The organism is Kluyvera sp. 1366, assembly GCF_054823405.1.
Map to the genome: position 1 here is coordinate 391,565 of NZ_JBTRDW010000005.1, position 18,256 is coordinate 409,820.

Annotated in this window: 13 protein-coding genes; 7 read left to right on the forward strand and 6 right to left on the reverse strand. The window is 54.1% G+C overall.

Going from position 1 to position 18,256, the window contains the following annotated elements:
- Positions 1–10 precede the first annotated feature (10 nt).
- The 5 genes from rpoN (at position 11) to npr (ending at position 3,578) form a co-directional block, all read left to right on the forward strand.
- Positions 11–1,450: an RNA polymerase factor sigma-54 gene (gene rpoN / locus ACVLVH_RS13630; protein WP_192412542.1), complete on the forward strand. Its 1,440-nt coding sequence runs from the start codon at positions 11–13 to the stop codon at positions 1,448–1,450.
- A 21-nt stretch (positions 1,451–1,471) separates the two neighbouring features.
- On the forward strand, positions 1,472–1,759 hold the full coding sequence (gene hpf / locus ACVLVH_RS13635; protein WP_101762283.1) for a ribosome hibernation promoting factor: 288 nt from the start codon (positions 1,472–1,474) through the stop codon (positions 1,757–1,759).
- Between the two features lie 160 nt (positions 1,760–1,919).
- Positions 1,920–2,402: a PTS IIA-like nitrogen regulatory protein PtsN gene (ptsN, locus tag ACVLVH_RS13640; protein ID WP_176970221.1), complete on the forward strand. Its 483-nt coding sequence runs from the start codon at positions 1,920–1,922 to the stop codon at positions 2,400–2,402.
- A 52-nt stretch (positions 2,403–2,454) separates the two neighbouring features.
- Positions 2,455–3,309, forward strand: coding sequence for an RNase adapter RapZ (gene rapZ, locus ACVLVH_RS13645; protein ID WP_101762285.1), 855 nt, complete (start codon positions 2,455–2,457; stop codon positions 3,307–3,309).
- Complete coding sequence (gene npr / locus ACVLVH_RS13650; RefSeq protein WP_008104379.1) at positions 3,306–3,578, forward strand: PTS phosphocarrier protein NPr; 273 nt, start codon at positions 3,306–3,308, stop codon at positions 3,576–3,578. Before rapZ ends, npr begins: the two co-directional genes overlap by 4 nt.
- A 5-nt stretch (positions 3,579–3,583) precedes the next feature.
- Here npr and mtgA read toward each other — a convergent pair whose 3' ends face one another.
- Together mtgA and arcB are read right to left on the reverse strand one after the other, a co-directional pair.
- The gene (gene mtgA, locus ACVLVH_RS13655) at positions 3,584–4,306 is read right to left on the reverse strand and encodes a monofunctional biosynthetic peptidoglycan transglycosylase (protein ID WP_192412544.1); all 723 of its coding nucleotides are present in this window, start codon (positions 4,304–4,306) and stop codon (positions 3,584–3,586) included.
- An 876-nt stretch (positions 4,307–5,182) separates the two neighbouring features.
- Positions 5,183–7,537: an aerobic respiration two-component sensor histidine kinase ArcB gene (gene arcB, locus ACVLVH_RS13660; protein WP_192412546.1), complete on the reverse strand. Its 2,355-nt coding sequence runs from the start codon at positions 7,535–7,537 to the stop codon at positions 5,183–5,185.
- Between the two features lie 902 nt (positions 7,538–8,439).
- Here arcB and ACVLVH_RS13665 point away from each other — a divergent pair.
- On the forward strand, positions 8,440–13,971 hold the full coding sequence (locus tag ACVLVH_RS13665; protein ID WP_192412548.1) for a glutamate synthase-related protein: 5,532 nt from the start codon (positions 8,440–8,442) through the stop codon (positions 13,969–13,971).
- Positions 13,972–14,100: 129 nt separating this feature from the next.
- Positions 14,101–15,855 (forward strand): sulfite reductase subunit alpha, encoded by a 1,755-nt coding sequence (locus tag ACVLVH_RS13670; protein ID WP_192412549.1) that lies wholly within the window; start codon positions 14,101–14,103, stop codon positions 15,853–15,855.
- A 53-nt stretch (positions 15,856–15,908) separates the two neighbouring features.
- On the opposite strand, the gene sspB is transcribed toward ACVLVH_RS13670, so the two are convergent.
- The 4 genes from sspB to rplM form a co-directional block, all read right to left on the reverse strand.
- A complete protein-coding gene (sspB, locus tag ACVLVH_RS13675; RefSeq protein WP_064737765.1) occupies positions 15,909–16,397 on the reverse strand; it encodes a ClpXP protease specificity-enhancing factor in 489 nt (162 codons plus the stop codon).
- 3 nt (positions 16,398–16,400) lie between these two features.
- Positions 16,401–17,042 (reverse strand): stringent starvation protein SspA, encoded by a 642-nt coding sequence (sspA, locus tag ACVLVH_RS13680; protein ID WP_192412558.1) that lies wholly within the window; start codon positions 17,040–17,042, stop codon positions 16,401–16,403.
- 329 nt (positions 17,043–17,371) lie between these two features.
- Entirely contained in the window at positions 17,372–17,764 is a 393-nt protein-coding gene (rpsI, locus tag ACVLVH_RS13685; RefSeq protein WP_007886600.1) for a 30S ribosomal protein S9, read from the reverse strand.
- A gap of 15 nt (positions 17,765–17,779) precedes the next feature.
- On the reverse strand, positions 17,780–18,208 hold the full coding sequence (gene rplM, locus ACVLVH_RS13690) for a 50S ribosomal protein L13 (protein ID WP_007886599.1): 429 nt from the start codon (positions 18,206–18,208) through the stop codon (positions 17,780–17,782).
- Positions 18,209–18,256 lie beyond the last annotated feature (48 nt).

An 18,256-nucleotide genomic window follows, 5' to 3' on the forward strand; every position in this document is an offset into this window, starting at 1 on the left:
TTACCGAATTATGAAGCAAGGTTTGCAACTCAGGCTCAGCCAACAGCTGGCGATGACTCCACAGTTGCAGCAAGCCATTCGCTTGCTGCAACTCTCTACGCTTGAACTCCAGCAAGAACTGCAACTGGCGCTGGAAAGCAATCCGCTGCTTGAACAAACCGAACTGCACGAAGAAGTTGACGCACGTGAATTTCAGGATCAGGAAAGTGATTCGTTAGACACGCGCGAAGCGCTTGAACAGAAAGATATGCCTGAAGAGCTTCCGCTCGACGCTACCTGGGACGAAATCTACACCGCAGGCACACCGTCAGGCACCGGCACCGATTACCAGGATGACGAACTGCCGATTTACCAAGGCGAAACCACCCAATCGCTGCAGGATTACCTGATGTGGCAGGTTGAGTTAACGCCGTTCACTGATACCGATCGCGCGATTGCCACGTCAATTGTTGATGCCATTGATGAAACCGGCTATCTCACCGTCAGCTTACAAGACATTTATGACAGTATTGGTGATGAAGAGTTGGCGCTGGAAGAAGTCGAAGCCGTGCTCAAGCGCGTGCAGCGTTTCGATCCGATCGGCGTCGGTGCACGTGATTTGCGTGATTGCCTGTTAGTCCAGCTGTCGCAATATGCTGCCGCCACGCCCATGCTGGCGGAAGCACGCCTGATTGTTAGCGAACATCTCGATCTGCTGGCCAACCATGATTTCCGCAGCCTGATGCGCGTGACCCGTCTGAAGGAAGAGGTGCTGAAAGAGGCGATGCTGCTGATTCAGTCACTCGATCCGCGCCCAGGCCAGTCGATTAATACCAGTGAACCGGAATATGTCATTCCCGATGTGCTGGTGCGCAAAATCAGCAAGCGCTGGACGGTTGAACTCAATTCCGACAGCATGCCGCGCCTGAAAATCAATCAGCAGTATGCGGCGATGGGCGGAGCTGGCCGTAATGAAAGCGATAACCAGTTTATTCGCAGCAATTTACAGGAAGCCAAGTGGCTGATTAAGAGCCTGGAGAGCCGCAACGACACGCTGCTGAAAGTGACACGCTGTATCGTTGAGCAGCAGCAGGCGTTTTTTGAGCAGGGTGAGGAGTACATGCGTCCGATGGTGTTGGCGGATATCGCTCAGGCTGTTGATATGCATGAATCCACCATTTCCCGCGTGACCACGCAAAAGTATTTACACAGCCCGCGTGGCATCTTTGAACTGAAGTATTTTTTCTCCAGTCACGTCAACACCGAAGGCGGCGGCGAAGCCTCTTCCACGGCGATTCGTGCATTGGTGAAAAAATTAATCTCGGCGGAAAACCCCGCAAAACCCTTGAGCGACAGCAAACTGACCTCCATGTTATCCGAACAGGGCATCATGGTTGCGCGACGTACGGTTGCTAAATATCGCGAGTCTTTATCTATACCGCCATCAAACCAGCGCAAGCAATTGGTTTGACCGAACGAAGAAGGAAGACCTATGCAGCTAAACCTTACCGGACTTAATGTTGAAATTACCGAACCTCTGCGTGAATTTGTAAATACCAAATTTGCCAAACTGGAACACTATTTTGATCGTATCAATCAGGTTTATATTGTTCTGAAGGTAGAGAAGGTGACGCAGGTTGCGGATGCAACACTGCACGTTAACGGCGGAGAGCTGCACGCCACATCGGAAGCGGAAGACATGTACGCGGCCATCGACGGGTTAATCGATAAGCTTTCCCGTCAGCTGACCAAGCACAAAGACAAACTGAAAAAACACTAACCTTCACGCTTGCAGAGTGCTGACTGATTCGGCACTTAGAGCATAAATGGGGCGGAACTTACCGCCCCGTTTTGTCATCTGCGCAAGCGCCAGCGGGCGAACGGTAATGAAATCAATTGCCTGAAACTCGCGGCTATGTGAACTCGCAAGTGAAACGATGATGAACAACGATCTAACACTGGAATTGAGCTCGGTCCTTTCACTGGACTGTACCCGTAGCGGCGTACACTGCCAGAGTAAAAAACGCGCGCTGGAGATTATCAGCGAGCTGGCAGCGAAGCAGCTCAATCTGCCGCACCAGACGCTTTTCGAAGCCATCCTGACCCGCGAACGCATGGGCAGTACCGGTATTGGCAACGGCATCGCCATTCCACATGGCAAGCTGGAAGAGGACACCTTACGCGCTGTCGGCGTGTTTATCAGCCTCGATCAGCCTATCGCTTTTGATGCGGTAGATAATCAGCCGGTTGACCTGCTGTTTGCCCTGCTGGTACCTGCGGACCAGTGTAAAACCCACTTACACACGCTTTCGCTGGTTGCAAAACGCCTCGCAGATAAAACCGTCTGTCGTCGTTTGCGCGCGGCACAGAGCGACCAAGAGCTCTACGCCATTATCACAGAAGCTCAGGAAGCACACTCTTAAGCGAGAAACACTTTTACCGGCGTTTTCGCCGGTTTAAAACGGGAGAAATGTGATGGTGCTGATGATCGTTAGCGGTCGGTCAGGCTCAGGAAAATCAGTCGCGCTGCGTGCCCTCGAAGATATGGGCTTTTACTGTGTCGACAACTTGCCGGTGGTGCTGCTACCGGAGCTGGCGAATACCTTAACCGAACGCAATATCTCTGCGGCAGTCAGCATTGATGTGCGTAACATGCCGGAATCACCGGAAGTCTTTGAAGCGGCGCTCAACAATCTGCCCGATGCCTTTTCGCCGCAGCTGCTGTTTCTTGATACCGATCGCAACACGTTGATTCGCCGCTACAGCGATACGCGTCGCCTGCATCCGCTCTCCAGCAAAAACTTGTCGCTGGAGAGTGCTATCGATGAAGAGAACGATCTGCTGGAGCCACTGCGCTCACGCGCCGATCTGATTATCGATACCTCTGAGATGTCGGTTCATGAGCTGGCGGAGATGCTGCGTACCCGCCTGTTAGGCAAGCGTGAGCGTGAACTGACCATGGTGTTTGAGTCATTCGGCTTCAAACACGGCATTCCGATCGACGCCGATTATGTTTTCGATGTGCGCTTCCTGCCAAACCCGCACTGGGATCCTAAGCTGCGTCCGATGACCGGTCTGGATCGTCCAGTGGCCGCCTTCCTCGATCGTCACACCGAAGTGCACAATTTTATCTATCAAACGCGCAGCTATCTGGAACTGTGGCTGCCGATGCTGGAAACCAATAACCGCAGCTATCTCACCGTCGCCATTGGCTGTACCGGCGGTAAGCATCGTTCGGTGTATATCGCGGAACAACTGGCGGATTATTTCCGTTCACGCGGTAAAAACGTGCAGTCTCGTCATCGCACTCTGGAAAAACGCAAATCATGACCGTGAAGCAAACCGTTGAAATTCGTAATAAGCTGGGCATGCACGCGCGCCCAGCGATGAAGCTGTTCGAGCTGGTGCAGAGTTTTGATGCTGAAGTGTTGCTGCGTAACGAATCGGGCACCGAAGCGGAAGCCAGCAGCGTGATTGCGTTGCTGATGCTCGACTCAGCGAAAGGCGGTCATATTGAAATCGAAGCCAGCGGCCCGCAGGAAGAGCAGGCGCTGGCAGCGGTCATCGAACTGTTTGAAGCGGGCTTTGACGAAGATTAAGCCTTTCAATGCAGCTTGTAGCGATTCAGGAAACCTTCGCCGCCTAACTGGCGCATCTGCCGCATAATCCACTGCTGGCGCTGTCGCGTGTAGCCTGAAGGCGCATCGGCACGGAAGCGGATCGGATTGGGTAGAACCGCCGCCAGTAACGCGGCTTCAGACATCGTCAGGCGGCTGGCGGGTTTATGGAAATAGCGCTGTGAGGCCTCTTCCACGCCAAATACGCCATCGCCAAATTCTGCAATATTGAGATAAACCGTCAGGATGCGCCGCTTGGTCCACACGGTTTCGATTCCCACCGTGAGTCCCGCTTCCAGCCCTTTACGTACCCAGCTGCGGCCATCCCATAGAAACAGGTTTTTCGCCGTCTGCTGAGACAAGGTTGAAGCTCCGCGCATGCGTTCATTGCCATCGTTATCCAGCACTGATTGAATGGCATCAACATCAAAGCCCCAATGCTCGGGAAACTTTTGATCTTCAGAAGCGATAACCGCTAAAGCCATCCACGGCGAGATCTCATCCATGCCGACCCAATCCGAGTGCGCCACATAATCAAAACGCCCTGTAAACCAGGCACCGATTTGCCGCTCCATCATTACCGCCGAAAACGGTACCGGTAAAAAAGCAAACAGCAGAATGCCCGCTAACCAGATGCCGAGCCAGGCCAGCAGCACTTTAGCAATCAGTACTTTAATACGTTTTCCCAGCGTCCCTTTACTCTTGCTCATGCAATTTTCTCTTACCTGTTCCCTGTATTAATCAATCACCCAAGTCACAATAGCTAACACCAACGATTAACCACTAAATTTTATCCTCTGATTGGCAAAAACGTCAGTGAAATTGTTGCCTGCGCAATCAACGTTCCTCTATTAGAGCCAATCACATCAAGCACTTCCGCCAAAAAGGAATCGGTTCCATGATGTTAAATGCACCAGGCGCTGCGTGCATGAACACTTAACTGAATGTGATATCGCTCACGCAAAAGCTTTCATGAAGCTTAACTATCATTTTTTATGATGTTCGAACTTGTTCATTGATTACAGAGACCATTCTGAAAAATGCGACCAAATCTGTCTGATCCTGCCTGCATTCGGCCTCAATGATGGTAAAGCGATTTACCGCACAATTGGTTTACATCATTCAATAAACTATAAACTGGAACTTTCCGTTTAAGGTTTCCAAAACGTTTTGGATAAGCCGTCAGAAAACCTGACTTTATTCATAAATATCAGCATGTTAATCTAACTTAACTTCAATTTTTTGTCAGAATCACATTTTCCATGCTCGTGTCAGGCTTTTCCTGCTAACGACTGAAGCAAAACCAGGCAAAAAGCAGAACAATTGGTCAAAAAAGGTGCAATATGGCAAAGAAATTAATTCCTTGCTTGACTGTGTCAGCAAATTAATGTTTTCTGTATTTAATCGCTGCTCAACATCACACAATTTAATGAATCTTGTCACAAGCATTGGCGAATTTGTTAAGGTGATTTGGAAGCGTTAACCAATACCGAACTGCTGCTTTCTTATTCGATTTCTAATAATAGCAGCAGTGCCCATTTCCCTGGTGTTGGCGCAGTATTCGCGCACCCCAGTTTCGACTGGGGTCATTTTTTTCTAACGTCCTGTAATTTTTCCCGCTCCGCTACCCATTCACGTAACACGTTCACGTCTTTCAGCCACTCTTGTTTTAACTCATCGACCCACTCTTGCACGTTGTCCCACCACGCTGGCAATTCCGGCGACTGAATCTGCTTCGCCAACTGCTGTATATGCAGTAAGCCAACCGAACCTGCCGCACCTTTGATCTTGTGCCCTTCTTCAGCAATGCCTTTTTGATCGCGCGCCATCATGTTGGAATCCAGCACCTCGAGGTAGCCCGGCATCATCTGCTCAAACATGGTCAGGCTTTGGGTAATCAATCCTGGGCCAACCAGTTCAATGTATTGCTCCAGCATCGCCACATCTAACAGCGTGCGCGACTGCGCGTCTGATGATTCGGTGGCGATCTCTTCCAGCTCCGGCTGATAATCCCAGAACTTCTTGATCACCGCCGTAAGCGCTGGCACAGCAAGCGGTTTGCTCAACACATCATCCATGCCGGCATCGAGATACTCTTTTTTGTCTTTCAGCACATTGGCGGTCAATGCCACCAGCGGCGGCAGCGCCACATCTGCGTAATGCTGATGGATGGCACGTGACACGTCGAGGCCCGTCATATCCGGAAGCTGAATATCGAGCAGCACCAGATCGAACTCCTGCGGATCAAACATCGCCAGCGCGTCCGTACCGGTCATCGCGACTTCGACGCTGCAACCCAGCTTCTCCAGTACCGAACGCGCAACAATCACGTTGAGTTCAATATCTTCCACCAGTAATACGTGCAGCGCCGGCAACGGCATACTGTCATCCAGATTGTCGTCTTCCACTTCCTCAGCGACGCGTGGCGCGTTGATCTCCACGGTGAAGCAGGAACCCTGCCCCGCGACGCTACTCACGCTAATATCGCCGCCCATCGCCTGGGCTAAACGACGCGAGACCGCTAAACCGATGCCGGTGCCCGTCGCCGGCTTGCCGCCGTGCTGATCTTTCACCTGGTAATACATGGCGAAGATCTTATCCTGCTCTTCCTGCGGAATGCCCATGCCGGAATCCTGCACTTCAAAGTGCAGCGTTTCATCCTGACGATAGGCAACGCGCACCACAATCTCGCCCTGCTGAGTAAATTTCACGGCATTGCCGATCAGGTTCCACAGAATCTGACGCAGACGCGTGCCATCCGCCGAAATTTTATGGGGCAGCGGCAGCTCCGGCGCCATGACAAATTTCAGTCCTTTTGGCTGCGCCAGCAGACCGGAGAGGTTTTCCAGATCGGCGAGGAAACCGGTGAAATCCAGCGGCTGATTATCCAGCTGCACTTTGCGGCGTTCGATTTTGTCCACTTCAATTACATCATTGAAGATGTTGCCCAGCGTGATGGCCGACACGTGGATGGTTTTGAGGTACTTCAGCTGCTCCTGATTGAGATCGGTATCCAGCAGGATGCGGCTCAGCCCGACGATGCCATTCAGCGGCGTACGCAGCTCATGGCTGATAGTCGAAATAAAGGTTGTCTTCTCACGGCTGGCGTTCTCCAGCGCGTCCTGATAGCGCTTACGCTCGGTAATGTCGCGGCCAAAGCCCATCAGGCCACTGCGTTTGCCGACGCGGTCGTAATAGGGCACTTTACGGATTTCGAAACAGGCTTTGCGCCCGTCGGGATATTGCAGCCACTGTTCGTAGGTCAGCGACACATTGTGGCGGAACACCTTCTCATCGGTTTCCAGCACTTTGGTCGCGGCTTCGTCATCGTAGATATCGCGGGGTGTCAGGCCAATCAGCTGCTTTTCGCTCATGCCGGTTAGCAGTTCCATGGCGCGGTTACAGCCGGAGAACTGCTTATCAATGTTGCGGTAGAACACCAAATCCGGTGACGCATCAAGGAATGAGCGCAGGAAGGAGGATTGCTGTTCCAGCTCAATTTGCGCCTGCTCGCGTCGTGCCATCTCTTCGCGCAGCTTATCCATCACCTGCTCGCGCGCCTGCTCGGCTTTGATACGGTCGTTAATTTCCTGATTAAGCTGGGTGATGGTCTCTTTCATCTGCTGGTTCAGCTCGAGATCGCGCGTACGCATCTCTTCCAGCTTATCTACCAGTTTCGACAGGCGCTGGCGCGACTCTTCCAGCTGATCGACCACCACTGAGAGGAAATAGACGGCCCAGGGCGTAATCAACAGACCGAAGAAGATGGAGCGGACGACGTCGATGCTCTCCACATGCCCACGCAATACCATGGTGACGGCCATCTGTACCACCATCGCCAGCACCACCAGCGCTGAGGCTAACAGCAGCGAAAAGCGTACCAGGCCGAGTTTGACCATCAAATCAACGTAGTACTGCGCTAAAAGACGAATCTGTTTCATTACGAGCTCCCTGAACGAAATCTGGCTCATGATAGCGTAATTATCGCTGCGCTGCCCCGCTTCACCCGGCCATATCGCGCAGGTTATGCCCTGTAATGGTGCATCGCAGCGTGATTTCGCCGACGTTCCCTTCTATATGCGCAAAGCGCTTGACTAATTCTGCCAACTGAATAATCTGGAGGGCCGCGCTTTTGCGAACCTTTCCTCAACATCCGGTGCTAATCAGCACCCTGGCAGCCATTCATCCTGATGGTTGCACCTCTTTATTGCATACCCATTCAATTTAAATGACTTTCTACGCATGCTTTGTGTGATTAATTTTACTAATGGCAGCGCCATTTTGATTCAAATATGACGCCATAAGAAAAACAGATACATGCTGTGTATCAACTGCCCCTAACAGCATTAAATGCTGTTATAACCCTTTCTGCCAGCATTGTTTGGATATTAGAGGGCTGGGTCACAGTGAGACGGCTCACACTTCCTGGGGGAATGCGCAGCGGGATATTGACATAAATTTACGCAATAAATTCTTATTAATCATTTAATTAAGTGACAAGAAAGCCTATTACCCGCATCAAAGCTGGCTATTTGACCTGAGTTCGCTTTCCCGATAAGTTGGAATTCCACTGGAAGCTTTCCTGGTGGGCCTGTGTCTCGGCATATCTATGCAGCAAGAAGCCTCCCTCTGGATGCAAGCTATCTCCCGAAAGAGACCGGAATAAAAAGAGCAGCTCATTAAGGACGTGACAACAGTGTCTTGAGAGCCCTTGCTCGGTGCTGCGACGCCTGCTCTTTACTGAGCGGCACAAGAATTGATACCGCCGCGCTGGCTTACATTGTCACGCTGCGGTACACGAAATAATGCAGGTAATGTCAAAAGAAGTTTAAGGAGACTCTCAATGTCCACGCAAAAACCGAATCCCTATGGTTTGTATGACCCATCAGCTGGCAGTGACAGCTGTGGTGTAGGTTTCATTACCCGTAAGGACGGCGAGCAGACTCATGAGATTCTGCGGATGGCCCATAGCGCGCTGTGCACGGTTCCGCATCGTGGCGGCATGTCTGCCGAAGGCGTGGGCGATGGCGCGGGTGTGAACGTCGATCTCTCCCTGAACTTCTTCCGCAAGGTCACCGGTCTGGCGCTGGAAGCCGGACGTTTTGGCGTCGGTAACTTCTTTGTGCCAAAAGACGCAGAGCTGCGTGCAAACGCTGAGCGTCTGGTTGAAGAAACGCTGGCGGCGCATAACTTCCCGGTATTAGTGAAACGCGATATGCCGCTGGACGGCAGCGTGACGCGCCCGGCCGCCCTGCAATTCCAGCTGCCGATTGTGCAGTGGATTTTTGCCGCGCCGCAGGAAGTGACTGAACAACTCGAATTCGAGCGCCAGATTTATCGCGCGCTGCTGGATATCGAAGCGCGCGCCTTTACCGAAAGCGAATTCGGCGGCCTCTATCCGCTGTCGCTCTCTTCGCGCACGCAGGTATTTAAAGCGCGTCTGAACTCCAACGAAGTGATTCCTTACTTCAAAGATTTGACCGATGCCGATCATCAGGTGCGCGGGCTGTTCTTCCACACCCGTTTCTCGACCAACACCGATCCGCATACCACCATGGCGCAGCCATTCCGCTTAATGGCGCACAACGGCGAGCTGAACACCGATCGTAAAAACCGCATTGCCGAAGCGGCACTGATGCTGGCGCGCGGTAAAAAAATCGTGCGTCCAAAAGGTCAGTCCGACAGTTCGCGTCTCGACCAGAGCATCCATAGCCGTTTGATGGAAGATAACCTCGACCTGATCAACGCCGTAGTTTCGATGATGCCGCCAGCGTGGGAGAACGATACCTCGCTCTCGAACGAAGTGCGCGCCATGCTCGAGTACTTCTCTTTATATGAAGAGAAGAACGATGGCCCAGCTGCGCTGATCTTCGGTAACGGTGAAGTGATCGGCGCGCGACTTGACCGCCTCGGTCTGCGTCCGCTGCGTTCCGTTGAAACCGCGGAGTACATCGGTGCGATGTCTGAAGCGGGCCAGATCGCCTTCCCACCGGAAAGCGTGCTGCGTCGTGGCCGTATCGAAGCGGGCGGCATGCTCTATTACGATCACAAAGAGAAACGCTCTTACACCACGGTTGAAGCGCTGGAAAAACTGGCCGCTGAAAAAGATTATCTGTCACTGCTGAGCAAAGCGCGTATCGATCTCGCCGACCTGCCAGAAATTCAGGCAGAGCAGCTCGGCTCGCCGCTGCGTTATCGTGGTGACCTCAAAACCTATCAACGTTTTGTCGCCTACTACTACAACCAGGAAAGCTTCAAATTCATGATGGATCCGATGCTGCAAACCGGCGCTGAGAAGATCTCAGCCATGGGTTACGGCAACGCCATCAACGGCCTGTCTGACCACGAAGGCGGCATGGCGCACTACTTCTCACAACGATTTGCCCAGGTTACCAACCCGCCGCTCGACTCCATTCGTGAAGCGGACGGCATGACGCTGCGTGTGGCGCTGGGTGCGAAGCCGCATCTCGGCCGCAGCAAAGGTCAGCAAATCATTGTTCCGACGCCAATCCTGACGCACCTCGACATGCTGCGCCTGCGCGAGCAAACCGTCGCTCCTTATGCGCGTTTCGAGATGCTGTATGAGCCGGTGGTCGGCAAAGATATCGTCAGCCGTGCGGCCAACGCCAACGCGCTGGAAAAAGCCATTGATGACTTAGCCCAGCAGGTTGTCGATTTCGCACGCCAGCAAGGCGGCATCGCGGTGATCACCGATCGTCATATCTCTTCAACTCACGCAGCGATCCCGATGCTGCTGATGGTGTCGGCGATCAACCAACGTCTGGTGCAGGAAGGTCTGCGTCTGGATGTTTCGCTGGTGGTCGAAAGTGGTCAAAGCATCTCTTCACACCATATCGCAGCGACGCTGGGCTTCGGTGCTTCTGCCGTTTACCCACTCGGCGTGCAGATGCGTGCGGAAGAGAAATTCGGTGAAGGCGAAGAAGGCAATAAAGCCTTTAAACGCTATGCCAAAGCAGCCGAAAAAGCGCTGATGAAAACCATGGGTAAAGTCGGCCTTTGTACCGTTGAGAGCTACAGCTGCGGCGAGTTCTTCGAGCCGAACTTCCTGAATACCGACGATCCGGTATTGAAAAAGTATTTCCCGAATATCAAAACGCCGGTCGGCGGCGCGGGCTTCCCGGCGATCGCCCAAATGGCGGTAGACTGGCATCAAAGCGCATTAAAAATTCAGGGCGAAGCGGAAGTGCCGTTGCTCGGCCTGTTCAAAGAGCGTGCTGAAGGCGCGGGCCACTCATACGGCACCATCGCGGTGCGTACCTTCATTGATATGACGGAACAACCGATTCGCTTTGCTAACAAAGAGCGCGAAGAGGACAATTTTATTCGTTTGATGACGCTGGCCAAACTGGATAACGCTTTCAACATCAAAGCCGAAGCCTTTAAAGACAGCAGCTTCGAGCGCATCCCAAATGAGGTGATCGACAGCTTTGCCATCACGCCAGATTACCGTCAGTTCTCCAGCCTGATGCATGCCGAGCGTAAACGCCGTCCTGCGGCGCTACGTGACATCCTTGCGCTGCCGTGCGATCTGACCCATGTGGACAGCGAAGCCGAATTCGGCCGTAAACTGGGCCGCTACTCGCTGGTGAACAACGGTTTCGCTACGCGTGGCCTGAAATGTGAAGCAGTGAACGGCAGCCTGAACCAGTTCGAGCTGCGTCTGATCGATGCCATTGCTGGCCTGAAACCAGAAAGCGAGCGCCTGGAAGCGCTGGCACGGGCACTGAAAACCCGTTTCACCGACGATATCGAAAGCAGCAACGTAGCGGATGGCGTGCTGCACATCACCGCTTACGGCAAAGCGGCCGATTATCTGTCGCTGATCTTCACCGCGCTGCCATCGCTGCCGCTGGAAGAGATTCAGCCAGCCCACGAAATCACCCGTACCTTTGCTTCCGGTGCGATGAGCCACGGTGCATTGGTTGCGCCGGCGCACGAAGCTGTCGCGCACGGTACGAACATGGTTGGCGGCATGAGTAACTGTGGTGAAGGTGGCGAGCACTATTCACGTCACGGCACCATCCGCGCGTCACGTATCAAGCAGTTGGCATCCGGGCGTTTCGGCGTGTGGGCGGCTTATCTTGCTGACCCAATGCTGGAAGAGCTGGAGATCAAAATCGGTCAGGGCGCGAAGCCCGGTGAAGGCGGCCAGCTGCCGGCACCAAAAGTGACCGTTGAGATTGCCGCAGCGCGTGGCGGTACGCCGGGCGTTGAGCTGGTTTCACCGCCGCCGCACCACGACACTTACTCCATCGAGGATTTGGCGCAGCTGATCCACGACTGTAAAGCCGCGCGCGTGCGCGTCATCGTCAAACTGGTTTCCTCTGAAGGTATCGGCACCATCGCCGTCGGCGTGGCGAAAGCCGGCGCGGATGTCATTAACGTCGCGGGTAACACCGGCGGCACCGGCGCAGCGTCCGTTACCAGCCTGAAATATACCGGCCGCGTCGCGGAAATCGGCATCGCTGAAGTGCATCAGGCGCTGTGTGCCAACGGCCTGCGCGACAAAGTGCAGCTGCGCTGCTCCGGCGCGCAGCAAACCGGCAGCGATGTGATCAAATCTGCCCTACTTGGCGGCGATAGCTTCGAGTTCGGCACCACCGCGCTGATGATGCTGAAATGCGTGATGGCGAAAAACTGTAACGTCAAATGCCCGGCCGGTTTAACCACTAACGCCGAAGCCTTTGATGGTGATCCGCGTCAGCTGGCGCAGTACTTCATCAACGTGGCGCAGGAAGTGCGTGAGTTCCTCGCCCGCCTCGGTCTGCGGTCTCTGCGTGAAGCGCGTGGCCGTTCGGATCTGCTGCACTTGATGGATCACCCGCTGGAAGTCGGCAAACTGGATCTGCGTGCGATGTTGACCGTGGTGCCAGAGCAGAAAATTGCCAAGCCAGTGTATCTGGAAAAAGACTTTGAGCTGGATGATGGCTGGGTCAGCGAGCTGAAAACGCAGCTGGTTGGCGCGGCAAGCCGTGAAATCGCGCTGGGCGCGGGCATCACGCTGAACAACCGTAACAAAAGCGTCGGTGGTCAGCTGGCGATCGATATCGAACGCATGCTGAACCATGAACTCTCGACAGAGCAGCTGGCTGCATTGCCAGCGGTGCTGAAAGACGATCGCGGTCGTCACTATCTGGCGCCAGCCACCGTGCTGATTAACACCAGCGGTTCTGCCGGCCAGTCGTTCGGCGCGTTCTGCAACGACGGCATGCAGATGAAGCATTACGGCACCTGTAACGACGGTGTCGGCAAAGGCCAGTGTGGTGGCGAGTTGGTGGTGATGTCACCAGGCGGCGGCGCACAGGATAGCGATGGCAACGTGTTGATCGGAAACTTCGCGCTGTTTGGCGCCACCGGCGGCCGTCTGTTCGTTCAGGGCCAGGCGGGTGACCGCTTCGCCGTGCGTAACTCCGGCGCAACCGCGGTAGTGGAAGGCGTTGGTGACTTCTGCTGCGAATACATGACCAACGGCGCCATCCTCAACCTTGGCACCTTTGGTAAAGGCTTTGGCAACGGCATGAGCGGCGGTTTCGCTTACCAGTACGATCCGTATGGATCGCTGGCAGCCCACGCAGCAGGTGATTCGGTGCTGTTTGGTTCTATCGCCGATGAAGATGAAATGGCGCAGGTGCACAAACAAGCGGTGCTGACCATGCTGAACTGGCATCTGGAAGCAACCCAATCGCCACGCGCGGCCTGGCTGCTGGATAACTGGGAAACCGAGTGCCACCACTTTGTTTATGTGATGCCGCGTTCGCTGCTGCTGTATCAGGATGGCACCGAAATCCTGAAAGCCAAATCACGTAAAGACCTGCTTGAAGAGCTGTCAACCTCGCTGGCTGCGCATCAGGTTGCGAAGTTCAAATCAGCGTGGCGTGACGGTAAAACCATTGCCAACGGCGCAGTTCCGGCTTATGGCGCGACCGATACGCTAGAGATGTTTGTTCTGCTGAACAACTACACCGTTCTCAGCCTCGCGCAGCAGCTGGCGCTGGGCAAGCTGCCGAAAGGCACGGGGGTGGAAGATCCAGCAGTAGAAAAAGCGGTACGTAATCTGCTGATGACCGAAGATTTCACGCTCATCAGCAAGCTGCAACGTCATGCACGCTCGGCGATTGAGAGTTACAGCGATGACGAGCTGGCAAGCCTGATCGCCGCGAAACGAATGTCAGATTACAAAGCGGCATTAACGCAGCGCAACATTCGCTCGATGGACAGCCTGGCGACTTACGGCTGGATCATCTATCAGGATGCCTGCAACCGTGAAGTGCTTGGTCATCTACCTGATTTTGAAGAGCTGTTTGCGCGTGCTGCACTGCCAGAAATCGCTGCTGCGGTCGGGAAACTTTCCTGATTACAGCGCCAATGAACAAGTGTAATTTTGACCTTTCCCTCACTACTTCAAGGTGCAGAAAGGCGGCAAACGCATCTGTAACCTGAAGTATGACAGGGATAAAATTTTGAACAGGATTGAGCCTTACCGATGAAAATTCCTTACATTCCTGAAGATGCACCGTTTAACGGTGAGCAGAAATACTGGCTGGCGGGCTTCCTCGCCGGCCTCCATTCGCGCCTGCTGGTATTAGAAGACAAGCAGAGCGCACCGGCTGCAGGTGCCAGCACCAATACGCAGCTGCACATCCTGTTCGGTTCACAGACCGGCAACGCTGAAGCGCTGTCGCAAACGGCCGCTAAAGCCGCACGCGCCAAAGGTTTGGTGCCGGTGGTTCAAGCGCTGGGCGAAGTGGATCTGGATGTGTTCGCTACCATGCGTCACGTGCTGATCGTCACCTCGACCTACGGCGAAGGCGAAATGCCGGACAACGCCCAGCTGTTCTGGAACGCGATTTCAGCCAGCACCGCGCCGCGTCTGGAGCAGATGCACTTTGCGGTATTGGCGATTGGCGACACCGGCTACGACGGTTTCTGCCAGGCAGGTAAATTCATCGATATGCGTCTTGAGCAGCTCGGTGCAAAACGCGTCGCCGATCGTATCGACTGCGATATCGACTTCGAAGAGCCATCCAGCGCGTGGATTGGTACGGCGATGCCGCAATTCGCCGCCAGTGCAGGCAGCAGCGGTACAGCATTAGAAAGCGCGCCAGAAGCGCCCGTCATTCCGGGCAGCAATAAGCAAAACCCCTATGCGGCTGCGTTGGTGACTAACAAGCGTCTTTCGGCAGAAGAGTCGGCGAAAGATATTCGTCACTTCGAGTTTGATCTCACCGACAGCGGTTTGAAATATGAAGCGGGCGATGCGCTGGGTGTGATCCCGGTGAACGACGCAGCACTGGTTTCACTGCTGCTGACTCAGCTCAAAGCAGATTACGAAACGCCAGTTCCCAGCTTTGATCGCAACCTCGGCGATCTGCTGACTTATCAGTTCGAAATTTCCGAGCCATCACGCAAACTGATTGAGTGGGTTGGCCAGCACACCACCAACCAGGAACTGCGTCACGTCCTGCAGCACGACGATAAAGATACCCTTGCCGTTTGGCTGTGGGGCAAAGACACGCTGGATCTGCTGCAGCTCGAGCTGACGCGCAGCCTGTCGGTGCCGGAATTCGTTGCCATGCTGCGTCCGTTACAGCATCGCGCTTACTCCATCTCGTCGAGCTCGAAAGCCCACCCAAATCAGGTACATCTGACCATTGCTTCCGTGCGCTATCACAGCAGCGGCCGCGAGCGTAAAGGCGTGTGCTCAACTTATCTGGCTGAACGTGTACGTCGCGGCGAAAAGCCGGCGATCTTCATCTCACCAAATAAAGCGTTCCGTGTACCGTCAAACGGCAATGCGCCGCTGATCATGGTTGGACCAGGCACCGGTATCGCACCGTTCCGCGCCTTCCTGCAGGAACGTCAGGCAACGGGCGCAGAAGGTAAAAACTGGCTGTTCTTCGGTGACCAGCATCAGGCACACGATTACATCTACGAAGAAGAGTTGAAGGCATGGCAGGAGAAAGGTCTGCTGACTAATCTGGATCTGGCCTTCTCGCGCGATCAGGAAGAGAAGATCTACGTGCAGAACCGCATGCTGGAGAAAGGCGCTGAGCTTTACGCCTGGCTGCAGGATGGCGCTTACTTCTACGTGTGTGGCGACGCATCTCGCATGGCAAAAGACGTTGATGCGGCGCTGTATGAAGTGGTTCGTCAGTTCGGTGGCTTGTCCAGCGAGCGCGCGGCGGCTTACGTTGATCAGCTGAAGAAAGATAAACGCTACCTGCGCGACGTCTACTAAGACGCGCAGGCATAAAAAAAACGGGCCAATTGGCCCGTTTTTTATTGCACGTTTTACTTCACCACACGCAGTGAAGGTCGTCCGCCACGCGGCGGCGGCTCATCATCTGGCGAATGATCGTCGTCAGTCGCATCATCCGGACGATCGCCATCAATCACAGACATCATTGTCTCTTCCTGACCGCTACCTTCCTGCTCGTCCGTCGCCAGCTCGTAAGCCGGTTCCGGCTCGAACATGGTGCCAGCGCCGTTTTCACGGGCATAAATCGCCAGAACTGCAGCCATCGGCACAGAAACCTGACGCGGTACGCCACCGAAACGCGCGTTGAAACGCACTTCATCATTGGCGAGGTCAAGATTGCCTACCGCACGCGGCGCGATGTTCAGAACGATCTGTCCATCACGCGCATATTCCAGCGGCACCTGCACACCAGGCAGATTGATGTCGACCACCAAATGCGGCGTCAACTGGTTATCCAGCAACCAGTCGTAGAACGCCCGCAACAGGTAAGGACGACGCGCCGTTAGTTGCGACATTTCCATACATTAGCCCCGAGCTTGCAGGCGCATTTCACGTTCTGCTTCCGTCAGTGACGCAAGGAAAGAGTCACGTTCAAACACACGCGTCATATAGCCTTTCAGCTCTTTAGAACCGGCGCCAGACAGGTCAACGCCCATCTGCGGCAGACGCCACAGCAGCGGTGCCAGATAGCAATCCACCAGGCTGAACTCTTCGCTCATGAAGAACGGTGTGCGTGCGAACAGTGGTGCAATCGCCAGCAGCTCTTCGCGCAGTTGCTTACGCGCTGCATCGGCTTCGACACCGTTGGCGGTTTCGATGGTGCGCATCAGGCTGTACCAATCCTGCTCAATGCGGTGCATCATCAGACGGCTTTCACCGCGCGCTACCGGGTAAACCGGCATCAGCGGTGGATGCGGGAAACGCTCATCGAGGTATTCCATGATGATGCGTGATTCATACAGCGTCAGTTCACGGTCGACCAGCGTCGGTACGGTGCGATACGGGTTGAGGTCAATCAGATCCTGCGGCAGGTTATCCGTTTCAACCTGCTCGATCTCCACGCTGACGCCCTTCTCAGCCAGTACGATACGTACCTGATGGCTGAAAATGTCAGTCGGACCAGAAAACAGCGTCATTACCGAACGTTTGTTGGCAGCGACAGCCATGAAAACCTCCAAGTTTGTTCACAAAAAGATACTGCGAATAGCCAACCACGCGGCGACTCACCGGCTCATCAGATTCGCCTACCGTCAGCGTCAGGAGCATCGACCGGTCTTCCGGACAGGAACGACATGCACAACGCTGCGTCTTGCAGGCGCAAAGTGACAGTGAGTTTACCAGATTTTAAGCAGCTTGTGGGGCGGGCGTGATGATTTGCGGGCAAAATGCGGGTAAAGCTCGCGTTTTTCGTGGGAAAAAATCATTAATGCAGGCAATAAAAAACCCGCCGAAGCGGGTTTTTTGAGCCAACTGCCGCTGCCGAAGCAGCAAACAATTAACGCTTGGAGAACTGCGGACGACGACGTGCTTTACGCAGGCCGACTTTCTTACGTTCAACTTCACGCGCATCACGGGTAACGAAGCCCGCTTTACGCAGTTCAGAACGCAGAGACTCGTCGTACTCCATCAGAGCGCGTGTGATACCGTGACGGATCGCACCAGCCTGACCAGAAATACCACCACCTTTAACGGTGATGTACAGGTCAAATTTACCAACCATATCAACCAGCTCCAGCGGCTGACGCACGACCATGCGTGCAGTCTCGCGACCGAAGTACTGCTCCAAAGAGCGCTGGTTAATTACGATGTTACCGCTACCCGGCTTGATGAAGACGCGAGCGGCAGAGCTTTTGCGGCGACCAGTGCCGTAGTTTTGAGTTTCAGCCATTGCCTATAATCCCGATTAAATGTCAAGAACTTGCGGTTGCTGCGCCGCGTGGTTGTGCTCGTTGCCTGCGTAAACTTTCAGTTTACGGTACATAGCACGACCCAGTGGGCCTTTCGGCAGCATGCCTTTAACCGCGATTTCAATCACACGCTCAGGACGGCGCTCGATCATCTCTGCAAAGGTCGCTTGCTTGATACCACCGATGTGGCCAGTGTGGTGATAGTAAATCTTGTCAGTACGCTTGTTGCCGGTTACAGCAACTTTTTCTGCGTTCAGAACGATGATGTAATCACCGGTATCAACGTGCGGAGTGTATTCCGCTTTGTGCTTACCACGCAGACGGCGCGCCAGTTCAGTCGCCAGGCGACCCAAGGTTTTGCCCGTTGCGTCAACAACATACCAGTCACGCTGTACGGTTTCTGGTTTAGCTGTAAAAGTTTTCATTGAAAAGCTTACCCAAATAAAAAGTTACACGTTGGTGAAATCCCAAAC

Bases quoted from the DNA above. Each gene is read 5' to 3' on its own strand.
- rpoN (WP_192412542.1), top strand. From the start codon at position 11: ATGAAGCAAGGTTTGCAACTCAGGCTCAGCCAACAGCTGGCGATGACT.
- hpf (WP_101762283.1), top strand. From the start codon at position 1,472: ATGCAGCTAAACCTTACCGGACTTAATGTTGAAATTACCGAACCTCTG.
- ptsN (WP_176970221.1), top strand. From the start codon at position 1,920: ATGAACAACGATCTAACACTGGAATTGAGCTCGGTCCTTTCACTGGAC.
- rapZ (WP_101762285.1), top strand. From the start codon at position 2,455: ATGGTGCTGATGATCGTTAGCGGTCGGTCAGGCTCAGGAAAATCAGTC.
- npr (WP_008104379.1), top strand. From the start codon at position 3,306: ATGACCGTGAAGCAAACCGTTGAAATTCGTAATAAGCTGGGCATGCAC.
- mtgA (WP_192412544.1), bottom strand. From the start codon at position 4,306: ATGAGCAAGAGTAAAGGGACGCTGGGAAAACGTATTAAAGTACTGATT.
- arcB (WP_192412546.1), bottom strand. From the start codon at position 7,537: ATGAAACAGATTCGTCTTTTAGCGCAGTACTACGTTGATTTGATGGTC.
- ACVLVH_RS13665 (WP_192412548.1), top strand. From the start codon at position 8,440: ATGTCCACGCAAAAACCGAATCCCTATGGTTTGTATGACCCATCAGCT.
- ACVLVH_RS13670 (WP_192412549.1), top strand. From the start codon at position 14,101: ATGAAAATTCCTTACATTCCTGAAGATGCACCGTTTAACGGTGAGCAG.
- sspB (WP_064737765.1), bottom strand. From the start codon at position 16,397: ATGGAAATGTCGCAACTAACGGCGCGTCGTCCTTACCTGTTGCGGGCG.
- sspA (WP_192412558.1), bottom strand. From the start codon at position 17,042: ATGGCTGTCGCTGCCAACAAACGTTCGGTAATGACGCTGTTTTCTGGT.
- rpsI (WP_007886600.1), bottom strand. From the start codon at position 17,764: ATGGCTGAAACTCAAAACTACGGCACTGGTCGCCGCAAAAGCTCTGCC.
- rplM (WP_007886599.1), bottom strand. From the start codon at position 18,208: ATGAAAACTTTTACAGCTAAACCAGAAACCGTACAGCGTGACTGGTAT.